The organism is Acinetobacter sp. 231_lipA (assembly GCF_058243005.1).
In genome coordinates, this window is sequence record NZ_JBZAYU010000001.1 from 1,194,802 (window position 1) to 1,208,034 (window position 13,233).

Sequence of the window (13,233 nt, forward strand, 5' to 3'; positions counted from 1 at the left end):
CATTTTATAGTGATCTTTCAATGAGATCCTGTGTTTAATCCGTAACATGAACAACGTCGAACTCCGTAAAGTGGCTCCAGCTAGGCTTTTTAAGCATATTGTTACACTTCAGGCTGTGCTATTTCATACATAGGAGCATGGCTCAGCACCTTGATTCAAAAAATCAAGCATTTAAAAAACAGACAGATAGATTTTTATCCGTTTATCAATCACTCAGAATGCGATAATTTCATACGCTTTTCTCTATTAAATACACACAATTTTCAGGCAAAATATGCCAAATTTTCAGCGATTGGAGCACCAGTGTCAGAACAAACCCATACCTTGAGCGAGGTTGCTCAAGGTACGTCAGAGATGCTACATGACGCGACAGCGAAAACCACCCAAAGTGTAATTGCACATACAGCAAAATATAATGACGCCTATTCCACCATCGACAAATTTGTCGATAGTTTTTGGGAGCGTATGCCTTATTTTTGTATTGCGCTGATTACCTTCGTCATTTTTTATTTGCTCTCCAAACTGTTTAAGCTTTTTGTTCGTAAAGCACTATCTGATCGTTCTTATACCAAACAAAACCTTGTCCTTGTCCTGAACCGTGTCGGCAGTTCGGCCATCGTCTTTATTGGCTTCCTGATTGCCATGGTGATTGCGATTCCGGGTTTCACCCCTGGTCAGCTGATGAGTGCTTTGGGGATTGGCTCGGTTGCCATTGGTTTTGCATTTAAAGATATCTTCCAAAACCTTCTTTCAGGGATCCTGATTTTACTGGGTGAACCGTTTAAGATTGGCGATGACATTATTGTCTCGGGTATGGAAGGCAACGTTGAAGATATTCAAATTCGTGCCACTTACTTACGTGCGCCAGATGGTCGTCGTATCGTGATTCCGAATGCGACTGTGTATACCAGTGCGGTCACTGTTAACACCGCCTATCCACGTCGTCGCTGCGAGTTCTTGGTCGGTATTGGTTATGAAGATGACATCAAAAAAGCCAAAGATATTATTTTAGGCATTTTAGACCGAGATACGACCATTTTAAGTCAACCCGGTTTTAGCGTGAACGTCGCTGCACTTGCAGATTTTTCGGTGAATCTCAAAGTCCAATGGTGGGTAAACACCACAGAAACTACGGTATCTGGCTCGATCAGTTCGGTACAAGAATATGTGGTTCAGGCCTTTGCTGAGCAAGGAATTTCTATTCCATACCCAGTCCAAGAAGTTCGCGTCGCAAAAAATGACAGCTACCCGACAGAAACTTCAACCGCTAAATAAGCGTCCTAAAACATAAGGGATCACGGTTTCAGTCCGAATAATACGGTTGCCTAAGCTCATCGCTTGGCAGCCGTTTTTTACAAGTAGGTCAACTTCGTAAGGAATAAACCCACCTTCCGGCCCGATCACAACCGTACACGGATGCTTAATCGCAAAAGGCATTTTGGCATCGCTATAAGGATGTGCCACATAGGCAGGACAGTCGGCTGAAATTAAGCTTGGCAAGTGATCTTCAACAAAAGGCTTAAAGCGTTTATAAATTTCAATTTTGGGTGCAACCGTATCACCTGCCTGCTCTAGCCCCAAAGTCACATATTGATCCAACTGTTGTAAGAACGGGGTTTGCCAATAACTTTTATCGACCCGATAGCTGTGCAGCAAAATGATTTTTTCAACCCCTAAAGTCACCGCATCCATAATCAAACGACGCAGAACTTTAGGGCGTGGCATCGCGACAATTAAAGTCAATGCTAGTTTGGCAGGTACAGGTTCTTCATATAAGGGCTTTAAGCGTACCACTGTTTCAGAAACATCAACCACTTGTGTAAGATAACGCTTTCCGTTTTGTATCCCTACTTTTAACGTATCACCGACTTTCAGCTCTAAATGACGATGCAAATGTTCAAGCTGACGCTTGGCGCTAATGGACCAGAGTTCAGATTCAGTTTGGCGCGGGTCTAATAGAACGATATTCATAATAAATAGAAAAAATCCAAACAGTGGAGGCCTCATCAGCAGATGTCATCGTGAAAGGCGACAAGGATGTCGCCCGCTGTGCTGAGGTACAGGATGTACCTCAGCACAGCAAAAGATTTTTGTTACTTTTCATCTTTGAAAAGTAGGAGCCACCTACGCAAAGCCATCCATAAAATCTACAGTATTTGTAGTAATGACAAACTCACTCAAGTTTTATAAATAAGCATCAATCACTTGAATATGCTTTTTCAAAGAGCCGGTATTTAACTGCATAATCTTTTGTGCCGCTTGATTCAGTGTATTCGCCTGCTCGGCATCATCTAACAGTATCATCAACACCTCAGCAGCTTGTTCAGCATCCTCAACAACTTTCACTGCATCGGCCTGTACAAATTCATCGACAATGGTTTGAAAATTAAAATAGTTTTTGCCCAAAACCGTCGGCACATGTAACGCAATTGGCTCTAAAATATTATGTCCGCCACCCGGTTCATTTAGTGATCCCCCGACAAAACAAGCATTCGATAAGGCATACCATAACCACATCTCTCCCATCGAATCGGCTAAATAGACTTGGGTTTCCGCCTCTATGCTTTGTCCCGTACTTCTGCGAGTGGTGTTTAAATTTAAACTCTGTGCAACAGCAAAGACCTCATCAAAACGCTCTGGATGACGCGGTACAACAATGCACAACAGTTCAGGCTGTGTATCCAAATATGGCTTAAACGCACTTAACAGTTTTTGTTCTTCGGGTGCATGAGTACTGGCAATAGTGATGATCTTACGCCCAGCGAGTGACCATTCTTGCTTGAGCTGAGCTGCCTGTTTGACAGCCGATTCTGGCGCATGAATATCAAACTTAATACTGCCCACGACCTGTGTTACCGATGGCGCTGCACCAAGCTGAATAAAGCGCTCTGCAGTTGCCCGATCTTGTGCCAAAAGCTGATCTAGCCCCTGTAACATCGGCTGCGTCAGGCTAGATACTTTGGCATAGCCTTTGGCTGATTTTTCAGAGAGGCGCGCATTAATCAAGATACATGGCACCTGACTCTGCCCCGCTTGGGCAATTAAATTTGGCCACAGTTCCGTTTCAACCAAAGCCAAAAGTTTGGGCTGATACAATGCGAAAAACTGACGAACTAAAGGTTTTTGATCCGCAGGTAAATATACTGCTTGGAACAGGTCTAGATAAGGTGCTTTTAAAAATAGTGATTTGGCCCGTGCCTGTCCCGTTTTGGTGGTATTGGTCACCAAGACTGGATGACCGGCTTTTAAATAATGCTCGATGAGAGGCTGCGCTGCATTGGTTTCACCCACCGACACCACATGAAACCAAATCGCTTGGCGATTTTTAACCGGTTGAAATGGCCCGAAACGTTCGAGACATTCTTGTTGAAATTGTTCTGTAGTCTCTGCACGTTTTTTTATTTTAGACTTATACAGCGGTTTGATCAGCGCAAGTGCTGCGTTATACCAAAAAGGAGTAGCCAAATACGTGCTCCAAAAATCAATGCAAAAATAAAACAGCGCAACTCATATTATCCCATGAATTGCGCTGTTATCTTGTCGCGAATTGAACGGAAAAGCAATTTAAACCGCAGCAGTTTCCATTTCAGCTAAAGTCGGATAGTCCACATAGCCTGCCGCGACATCTGTTCCAATCATATTTTCCAGTTTCAATTCATTCAATGGCGCATCTTGCAGTAAACGCTCATACAAGTCTGGATTGGCAATATACGCCTTACCAAAAGACACCGCATCAGCCTTGCCTGATGCCAACAGCTCAATCGCATCTTCACGACTCAGTTGCATATTGGCAATATAAGCCACTCCACCAGAATGCTCTTTCATATATTCAGAAATACTGTCTTCTGCCAGATATTCACGGGTAAAGAAGAAGGCAATCTTGCGCTTACCCAGCTGCTCCATGGCATAGCCAAATGTTTCACGTGGATCATTGTCACCCATGTCATGGTCATCACAACGCGGCGCAAAATGCACCCCTACACGATCTGCGCCCCATACTTCAATCAGTGCATCAGTTGCTTCTAGCAGGAAACGTGTACGATTTTCCACTGAACCGCCGTATTCATCTTCACGCTGATTGGTTTTGCTTTGCAAGAACTGGTCAATCAGATAACCATTGGCAGCATGTAATTCAACACCATCAAAACCGGCTTCTTTAGCACGAATCGCGGCTTGCTTATATTGCTCGGTAATGGCATGAATTTCCGAAATTTCCAGCGGACGCGGCAACACATAAGGACGTTTTGGACGTAACAAGCTGACATGACCCGCCTGTTGTACTGCACTTGCAGAGACTGGTGTTTCACCATTTAACAGATCCGGATGCGATACACGACCAACATGCCAAAGCTGGGCAACAATCAGACCGCCCTTCTCATGAACCGCTTGAGTGACCTTTTTCCAGCCTTCGACCTGAGCATCGGTAAACAATCCTGGAGTATTCAAATAGCCATTGGCTTCTTCAGAAATCACTGTAGCTTCAGAAATGATCAGGCCAGCACTTGCACGTTGCGCATAGTACTCAACCATCATTGGGGTTGGAACGCGATCAGCAGTTGCGCGGTTACGGGTCAGCGGCGCCATGATGACACGGTTTTTAAGCTCTAACGCACCGAGCGTTAAAGGAGAATTTAATTCAGCCATCGTTACTCCCACCTGTTAAAGGTGTTGTTGTAGGTGTTCGATAAATTGCTGAATCAACGCTTCATTGCGAGAAAAATAAGACCATTGTCCATATTTTTCCACTTGAATTAAACCAGCCTGCTGTAAAACGGACAAATGGTTCGACATCGTCGATTGCGATACATTTCCCAACCGTTCGATATGACCTGCACATACGCCGCGTCTAAAGTCACCACATTCGTCACTCGATAAAAATTGTTCCGGTTTTTTTAACCATTCCAAAATTTGGCGACGCGTTGGATTAGCCAAGGCTTTAAAAATTAAATCTATATCCATACTCAAGACACGTTTAATAGGCAACAAAGCGTTGTCAGCTTGTTTTACTTAATATATCGCATTTTTTCGATTTTAATATCGATTTTTTTAGATATATTGTAGAATAACTGATAACCCTTTGCTTTTATTCATCATTTAAATTACAAACCTTGTTTTAAGCTTGCTTCAATAAACTTATCAAGGTCACCATCTAGTACTGCACCTGTGTTGGAGTTTTCAACACCCGTACGTAAGTCTTTAATACGCGAGTCATCCAATACATAAGAACGAATCTGACTGCCCCAACCAATATCCGACTTCGAGTCTTCAAGTGCTTGCGCTGCTTCGTTACGTTTGCTCATTTCCAACTCATACAACTTCGCACGTAACTGTTTCCAAGCATGGTCACGGTTGGCATGTTGTGAACGTTGGTTCTGACACGCCACCACAATGCCTGTTGGCGCGTGGGTTAAACGTACCGCAGAGTCTGTTTTGTTAATGTGCTGACCACCTGCCCCCGAAGCACGGTAGGTATCGGTACGCACGTCAGATGGGTTGATATCAATTTCAATATTGTCATCGACTTCTGGCGAGACAAACACCGCAGAGAATGAGGTATGACGGCGGTTACCCGAGTCAAATGGCGATTTACGTACTAAGCGATGCACGCCCGATTCGGTACGCAACCAACCATAGGCATATTCACCTTCCACACGAATCGTTGCTGACTTAATCCCAGCCACATCACCATCCGACTCTTCCATCAATTCAGCTTTAAAGCCATGACGCTCAATCCAGCGCATATACATACGCAGTAGCATTGAAGCCCAGTCTTGTGCTTCTGTCCCACCTGAACCGGCTTGAATTTCCACATAACATGGATTTGGGTCCATTGGGTTACTGAACATACGGCGGAATTCAAGCTTCGCTAACTCTTCTTCTGCAGAAGTCAATTCAGCTTGGACATCAGCCAACAGACTTTCATCATCTGCTTCGACTGCCAAATCAAGCATCGCTTGCGCATCTTCAAGCTGCGTTGCCAAACCATCTAACACATTTAAGACGTTTTCAAGTTCGCCTTTTTCTTTGGCCATGGCTTGTGCACGGCTTTGATCATTCCAAATCGCTGGGTCTTCTAATTCACGGAGAACCTCTTCTAAACGCTCTTTTTTCAGATCGTAGTCAAAGATACCCCCGTAATGTGAGACCACGGTCGTTTAAGTCTTTTAATTGGTTTAGATACGGATTAATTTCCACGTGAATTACTCTCAATCAATATAAAGCGAAAAATAGCCGCTGATTATACCACAGTCGACGGCTGGGATTATTCATCTCAAATTCGACAAAATTACGCCTTCTTTCTAGTCCTTAAAACCGTTTAGTTTCCAAAAAAGCATTCTCTTCAACCGCAATCAAGCTGCATATAAATGCGAACCATCCCACAAAATACACACCTGAGAAGTGTTCTCAACAGACAAACGGACTAAACATTTTGAGTTAAAATTGGTTAAAATGGCGTCAAAAATTATGAACTCCACAGAATCTACACAATTTTAATAAAACAAAACATTATAAATTTATAATTTATTATCAATAGACTTCCGTCATAAATCAAAAAACGTACAATTTATTTGATCTTAAATTAATCAGCAAAATTATTTAATTCAAGAGATAATCCTTGGATGAAATTCAAAGATATTCAAAAATTATCAAACGTTAAGTTTCGTAGGCTTACCGGTGTTAGTTGGGCTACATTTAACCTCATGTTGGCCGAGCTAAATAAGCATTTACCTCGTCATATTGGTAAAGGACGACCGCATAAATTACCGTTGGAAGATCGTTTGCTCTTATGTATAGAATATTGGAGAGAATATCGAACATTTTTCCATCTTGGTATGAGTTACGGTGTATCTGAAACGAGTGCAATTCGTATCACACGTGTTATTGAAGATACCTTAATCCGTTCTGGAAAATTTAACTTGCCAAAACAACTTCCTAATCGAGATGAAGTGGATTGGGAAGTTGTTGTGATTGATGCAACTGAAATATTAGTTCAACGTCCAAAAAAAACAGAAGAAATGGTATAGCGGTAAAAAAAAGCGACATACCTTTAAATTTCAGCTATCTATGCACTATACAACAGGTGAAATACTGAGTGTATGTGGAAGTCATGGAAGCATGCATGATTTTAAAATATTTAAAAAAAGTATGAGGAAATTAAAATTTAAGCCCTTTTTTATCGTTGATAAGGGGTATTTAGGGATAAAAAAATTGGGTTTTGGATGCCTCATGCCATCTAAAGCAAAGAAAACTGAAAAATTAGATTCTGAATTAAAAAAGTTAAATACAGAGATTGGTCGTAGACGAATTCAAGTAGAGCATGTATTTGGAAGGATGAAATGTTTTAAGATTTTATCTTGTGTATATAGAAATCGTCGTAAAAGATTAAACCTGCGGTTTAATTTACTTGCTGGCATATACAATTTAGATTGGGTGAAAGATAAACAATTAAATTGATTGAAAAATGATTTATGAAGGAAGTCTAATCATTTAAATTTAAAAAATTACACGATGTAACCTTAGATACAGAGCATTAACTTTCCTTTGGTTGACGCTTTTTTATTTTGCCCTAGACTGAAGTTGTAACAAAAAATTAATGAAATACAGTTCCACTTACGAGGGGTACATACCATGAAAAAATTAGCAATTGCTTCAGCATTACTTTCAGCTCTAGCGATCACAGGTACTGCACATGCATACCAAGCAGAGGTGGGTGCTTCAGCTGGCCTAATTGATCCAGACAACGGTAGTTCAAGCGGCTCTTTTGGCGTAGATGGCACATACTATTTCAACCCAGTTCAAACACGTAATGCGCCACTTGCAGAAGCAGCATTCTTAGACCGTGCAAGTAACGTTAACGCAAAATACCAATACGACGAAGTAGGTGATAATGAACGTCATCGTTATGGCGTCGGTGCTGAAGTCTTTGTCCCTAACTCAGATTTCTATGTGAGTGGTAATGTTGGTCGCGATGATAGGAAATTTGACCGCGGTGGCGATTTTGATGAGACCGTTTATGGCGCTGAAGTGGGTTATTTACCAGCACCAGGTTTATTAATTGCTGCGGGTCTAAAAGGCTATGACAACGATTATGACGATGGCGTAGATCCTACTCTTCGCGCTAAATATGTCACTTCTTTAAGCAATGGTAAAGACATTAACTTAGAAGCAGGCGCAGGTTTTGGTGATTTAGACGAATATAATCTTGCAGCAGATTACTTCATCGATAAAACCTTAAGCCTAGGTGTAGATTACTACAGCAAAGACCGTGACTATGGTGATACTAACGAATTTGGTATCAATGCACGTAAATTCTTTACCCCGCAAGTCAGCCTTGAAGGCCGTGTTGGTTTTGGTAAAGATGGCAACAACGACTACAACAAATTCGGTTTAGCTGCGAAATATCGTTTCTAAAACCAATTAAAAACCTTGAATACTCAAAGCCCATTTTCGAATGGGCTTTTTGCACTCTGATAAGGCATTGTTATAAATAAAGATTGACTCCCTGCCACTTTTTTGTACACTTCGTTACAACTGTCATAGAACAGTCATATTTTATAACAAAGAGAGAATTTCTACATGCTTAAACAACTTGCACTTACTACCGCACTTATTGCGAGCCTCGGAACTGCTCACGCTTACCAAGCAGAAATCAATGCAAACTACGAAAATACAAGCTTTGATGGTGATAGTGAAGATCTTGATACTTTTGGCATCGGTGGCAAGTACTACTTAAATGGGGTAAATACTAAAAATGGTCCACTGGCAGAAGCCGCTTTTTTAAGTAAAGCAAGCAACATTGGTCTAGGCTATACAAACTCAAGTATTGATGAAGACGGTGCTGATTTAGAAATTGACTCAGTCGGCTTAAATGGTGAATTTTTCATCCCAAACTCTCAATTTTATGTTTCTGGTAGCCTCAACCGCTCTGAAGTAACGGTTGAAAGTGAATTTGGTAAAGCATCAGATGATAATGTGGGTTATGCATTAGAAGCAGGTTACCTGCCTGTCGATGGGCTACTCATTGCGGCTGGTGTAGCCAAAGAAAATCTTGATCCAATGTATGTTTCAAAAAATGGCTTCATTGATACATTCTCAAATATCTCCGCAGTAGCAGACGATACAGCTGTGACCTTACGCGCTAAATATGTGACTCAAATTGGTAACTATTTTACCAATTTTGAAGGTGCAACATACTTTGGCGATGAAACTGCTTACCGCTTAGGTACCGATTTATATATCGATCCAACCTTAAGTGTTGGTGTTTCATTTATGGATACAACATTCGATGACTTTGACACTGTTTGGGCTGTTCGCGCGCAAAAATTCTTTACGCCTGCTATTGCTGTTGGCTTGAACTACACAACAACGGAAGATGCTGATTCATACGGTATCAATGGTACATTCCGCTTCTAATTGCAACTAAATGTACTAAAAAAACCGCTCTATAGAGCTAATGCCAGTCAGTTAAGAAATTGACTGGCATTTTCTTGGATATTTTTGTGCTTTAATTTTCACTACTCGCGGACATTGCCTTTGCCTTTTTTCAGGTAATACAAATATTTTAGATTGTTCAAATAATTGCGCTAAATGTTTGGGTAGGTTTCCTGCTGATTCTAAAGGTGTGTGCCTTAAGATATTGATAATACTCATAGATGCAACATGGAAACTGATCCTTAAAGGACTCACCTTTGCATGTTCAGCGATAAACCTCATCTGTCTTCTTAAGATATTATATGCAATAAATACCCCCCACAATTCTTGATAGACCAAATCAGGTTGTTTGCTTCTTAAAATCCTTGCATCCTGTAAATCACTTTTAATTTCCCGATAACACATTTCTATTTCCCAACGCTGGATATAAAGCATTGCAAGGTCTTTGAATGGATAAACTTTAGAATCTGTTAATGATGTAATGTAACGTCTTATTTTTCCTGCATATTCAACTTCAATTAAACGTGCTTCCCAATAGTCACCCAATGACGGATTTATCTTTTTTGCTCTTGCTGAAACAGGCATTTTGATCTGAAAGTCATGGGCCGCATTATGATGAATCACTTCATAACGCAGGTTGTCCTTTGCTCGCATCAACCAATGACTCTCTTCTGCCTGAGATTGCCAGCTCACTAAAAAATCAGCAGAGAAGTAAGCACGATCAAATAGGGTAATACTGCGAACTGGTGCTTTTAATTGACTGGCTAAGGTTAATTCACCTTGATCCATACTGCCCATTTGGGCATCAATCATTTCATGGGTATTGGTATTCACCAGGCAAGTCGCTCTAACTTGTGGGTAAGGTGCAGCTGCTGTTTTGCCTTTGGATGAACCAAAGTGCTTAAAGTTTTCTTCTGTATGAGGCATAGACCAAACCACACCATCTACAGCACAAACGCATAGACCGTGAAAGTTGCTATATTGTTGTTGTGAGTCTTTAAACCATGCCTGACTTAATGTCGAAAATAAAGCACTCATGGGTTCTAAGCCTAAGCGTTGTCTTGCTTGTACGGATGCACTCGGTACACAGTATTCTGCCGTACCGAAAACAAGTTGCAATTGTTGAACCACATACCAAATCGGTTGATTTCGAAATAGAGCAAGTCCGATTACCAGCCAAACAACATGTTCAGCAGGCAGTTTTCTTTTTCGAATTGATGCTTTACCTGTTTGGTCTAAGCAATCTTCAATCCAGTTTAAATCAATCAATTCACTGAATTGTGAAAGTGAAGGTAAGGTTTGTTTTAATGTTAAATCTAGATTCTGAGATAAATTCATAAAAAAAGAGCGTATTTACATACGCTCTTTTTACAGCATTTTAACTTTTTTTGCTTAACTGACTGGCATTACTCTATAGAGCGGTTTTTTTAGTATTGTTCTAAGTGCAAAATGCGAAGTTGTACGCTTACATTGCCACGAAATTCATTTTTATCCAGCTCATAGACCAAACGAATTTGATGGTTCATCTCATTGAACTGGTATTTGTCCGCCGCATTAAAAGCAATGGCATCCACGACCTGTCCATTGTCTAAAGCAACACGTAATTTTAAATGCACTTCTTTCAGCCAGCGGAAATCTAAAATTTGAAAATTTCCTTCAAAAATAGGCGCTGGAAACTTTTGCCCCCATGGACTAATCTGCTGCAGCAGATCAACCGTTTCAACCTGAATATTTTCTGCTGCTAACTCACCATCGGTCCATAAAGTCGCCGTAAATAAACCTTCATCCTGAGCTGCCATCAGTGCTTCAAAGGCCTGCTTAAACTCTTCAAAATGAACTTTTTGAATGGTTAAACCCGCTGCCGCAGCATGCCCACCAAAGTGGCTGACCAAATGTGGATTTTGCTCAGCAACACACTCAATGGCATCGCGAATATGGATTCCTTCAATCGAGCGGGCAGAACCTTTGATATGTATCCCATCTTCATCTGCGGCAAATACAATACTTGGCCTGTGAAACTGTTCTTTTAAACGCCCTGCAACAATGCCAATCACCCCTTGATGCCAATGCGGCTCGAACATAATTAAAGCCGCAGGTAAGACCGTATCATCCAGTTGAATTTGATCCAAGGCTATTAAGGCCTCTTGTTTCATCGTGGTTTCAACTTGACGACGTTCCACATTCAACTGATTCAGTTGTTCTGCCAATGGATAGGCAGAGGCAAAGTCCTGTGCCAATAGACATTCAATCCCGATATCCATGGTTTCCATACGACCTGCCGCATTAATACGTGGTCCCAGTACAAACCCCAAATCTTGCGCTTTTAAACTTGCAGCCTCTCGCCCCGCAATCTCCAGTAGAGCACTAATGCCAGGACGACATAAATGTTGTTGAATGCGCTTCAGGCCAACATCGACCAAGATGCGATTGTTATAGTCAAGACTCGCAACATCGGCATAGGTGCCTAAGGCCACCAAATCCAAATACTGACTCATGAGTGCCGAGGACTTATGCAGTTTTTTACGATAGGTCGATAAGTTGGCCAAGACATAAAAGGCCACGCCCACCCCAGCTAAGGCTTTACTTGGAAAATCACACCCCAACTGGTTCGGATTCACTACCGCTTGGGCACTGGGAGTCGGTTTGGTGGTCAAATGGTGATCGGTAATAATCACCTGCATACCATGATCTTGCGCTTGTTTCACGCCGTCATGACTGGAAATACCATTATCAACGGTAATCAATAAATCAGGTGTAAAGCTGGTAAATGCTAAATCCGCAATCGCAGGCGTTAAGCCATAACCATATTTAAAGCGATCTGGAACCAGATACTCTACCTGCGCCCCCATTTTTCGCAAAGCCAAGATCATTAAAGCGGTGCTAGTTGCACCATCTGCATCATAATCACCCACAATCACGATTTTGTGTTGCTGATCAATTGCAGCATCCATCAACTGAATCGCTTCATTTAAGCCTTTCAGACTAGGGGCCAGTAAATGCTTGAGCTTTAACTCCAGCTCCTGCGTTGACGCCACCCCACGACGGGCTAAAATTTCTGCAATAAACGCAGGAATGTCCTGAAATAATTCAGGACGGGTAATGAAGGGTCTTTGCTTAATTTGAATGGCTGACATTTATGGCATCAAACGCTTCAGCATCCAGACATCTTGCTGTTTTTCATAACTTAAACGGTCATGTAAACGGTTCGGACGCCCTTGCCAAAACTCATAATAGTCAGGCTCAAGGCGGTAACCACCCCAAAAGACAGGTTTATTCAGTTCTGATTTACCTTCAACTTGGCTTTGCAATTGCTCAAAACGTTGTTGCAATACCTCACGGCTTTCAATCACACCACTTTGTGGTGTACTGATATGTGCTGCAATTTGACTATCTCGTGGACGCTTATGATAGTAGTCCGTCGATTCTGCTTCAGAAATTTTGACCACTTTACCGCCAATGCGAATCTGACGTTCCTGCTCTTGCCAATAAAACAATAACTCTGCATATGGGTTTTCTGCCAGATCCTTGCCTTTTTGACTGTCATAATTGGTATAAAAATCATACCCTGCTTCAGTTGCACCGCGCAGCAATACCGTTCGTACATGCGGCCGACCCTGCACACTTGCTGTCGCCAATGACATAGCATAAGGTTCGTGCAGTTGTGCTTCTAAAGCATGATTAAACCAAATCAAGAACTGAGCATGTGGATGGGTTTCTACTCGATCTTCATGCAGCTCGCCTTTTTGATAACTTAAACGAAGCTCACTGAGATCTTTAATTAAATCACTCATTTCTTCACTC

Annotated in this window: 12 protein-coding genes and 1 pseudogene; 5 read left to right on the forward strand and 8 right to left on the reverse strand. The window is 41.7% G+C overall.

Features of this window, described 5'->3' with window-relative positions:
* Positions 1-303 precede the first annotated feature (303 nt).
* The gene (locus AC4CUX_RS06110) at positions 304-1,275 is read left to right on the forward strand and encodes a mechanosensitive ion channel family protein (RefSeq protein ID WP_004691703.1); all 972 of its coding nucleotides are present in this window, start codon (positions 304-306) and stop codon (positions 1,273-1,275) included.
* Here the strand turns inward: AC4CUX_RS06110 and AC4CUX_RS06115 are convergent.
* The 5 genes from AC4CUX_RS06115 to prfB all read right to left on the reverse strand — a co-directional run bounded on the left by AC4CUX_RS06115 (position 1,261) and on the right by prfB (position 6,195).
* A complete protein-coding gene (locus AC4CUX_RS06115; protein ID WP_126034864.1) occupies positions 1,261-1,971 on the reverse strand; it encodes a 16S rRNA (uracil(1498)-N(3))-methyltransferase in 711 nt (236 codons plus the stop codon). The two genes, AC4CUX_RS06110 and AC4CUX_RS06115, sit on opposite strands and share 15 nt — an antisense overlap.
* A gap of 213 nt (positions 1,972-2,184) precedes the next feature.
* Entirely contained in the window at positions 2,185-3,465 is a 1,281-nt protein-coding gene (locus AC4CUX_RS06120) for a 3-deoxy-D-manno-octulosonic acid transferase (RefSeq protein ID WP_201952848.1), read from the reverse strand.
* Between the two features lie 99 nt (positions 3,466-3,564).
* The gene (locus tag AC4CUX_RS06125; protein WP_201952850.1) at positions 3,565-4,644 is read right to left on the reverse strand and encodes an alkene reductase; all 1,080 of its coding nucleotides are present in this window, start codon (positions 4,642-4,644) and stop codon (positions 3,565-3,567) included.
* 15 nt (positions 4,645-4,659) lie between these two features.
* On the reverse strand, positions 4,660-4,959 hold the full coding sequence (locus tag AC4CUX_RS06130) for an ArsR/SmtB family transcription factor (protein ID WP_004978252.1): 300 nt from the start codon (positions 4,957-4,959) through the stop codon (positions 4,660-4,662).
* Positions 4,960-5,099: 140 nt separating this feature from the next.
* Positions 5,100-6,195, reverse strand: a protein-coding gene (prfB, locus tag AC4CUX_RS06135; RefSeq protein ID WP_100222790.1) for a peptide chain release factor 2 whose coding sequence is annotated in 2 segments (ribosomal slippage) — positions 5,100-6,122 and positions 6,124-6,195 — 1,095 coding nt in all. Because the reading frame shifts where the segments join, the coding sequence is not laid out codon by codon here.
* 425 nt (positions 6,196-6,620) lie between these two features.
* Here prfB and AC4CUX_RS06140 point away from each other — a divergent pair.
* The 4 genes and pseudogenes from AC4CUX_RS06140 (at position 6,621) to AC4CUX_RS06155 (ending at position 9,414) form a co-directional block, all read left to right on the forward strand.
* Entirely contained in the window at positions 6,621-7,025 is a 405-nt protein-coding gene (locus AC4CUX_RS06140) for a transposase family protein (RefSeq protein WP_000669095.1), read from the forward strand.
* 37 nt (positions 7,026-7,062) lie between these two features.
* Positions 7,063-7,455, forward strand: a pseudogene (locus AC4CUX_RS06145) (transposase family protein); the annotation flags it as partial.
* A 174-nt stretch (positions 7,456-7,629) separates the two neighbouring features.
* Entirely contained in the window at positions 7,630-8,412 is a 783-nt protein-coding gene (locus tag AC4CUX_RS06150) for a putative porin (protein ID WP_201952853.1), read from the forward strand.
* Between the two features lie 165 nt (positions 8,413-8,577).
* The gene (locus AC4CUX_RS06155; protein WP_201952856.1) at positions 8,578-9,414 is read left to right on the forward strand and encodes a putative porin; all 837 of its coding nucleotides are present in this window, start codon (positions 8,578-8,580) and stop codon (positions 9,412-9,414) included.
* A gap of 51 nt (positions 9,415-9,465) precedes the next feature.
* Here the strand turns inward: AC4CUX_RS06155 and AC4CUX_RS06160 are convergent, their stop codons facing one another.
* The 3 genes from AC4CUX_RS06160 to pdxH all read right to left on the reverse strand — a co-directional run bounded on the left by AC4CUX_RS06160 (position 9,466) and on the right by pdxH (position 13,223).
* Positions 9,466-10,770: an IS4 family transposase gene (locus AC4CUX_RS06160; RefSeq protein WP_062032364.1), complete on the reverse strand. Its 1,305-nt coding sequence runs from the start codon at positions 10,768-10,770 to the stop codon at positions 9,466-9,468.
* Positions 10,771-10,859: 89 nt separating this feature from the next.
* Positions 10,860-12,566, reverse strand: coding sequence for a single-stranded-DNA-specific exonuclease RecJ (gene recJ / locus AC4CUX_RS06165; RefSeq protein WP_201952860.1), 1,707 nt, complete (start codon positions 12,564-12,566; stop codon positions 10,860-10,862).
* A complete protein-coding gene (gene pdxH / locus AC4CUX_RS06170; RefSeq protein WP_058951540.1) occupies positions 12,567-13,223 on the reverse strand; it encodes a pyridoxamine 5'-phosphate oxidase in 657 nt (218 codons plus the stop codon).
* Between the last annotated feature and the right edge of the window lie 10 nt (positions 13,224-13,233).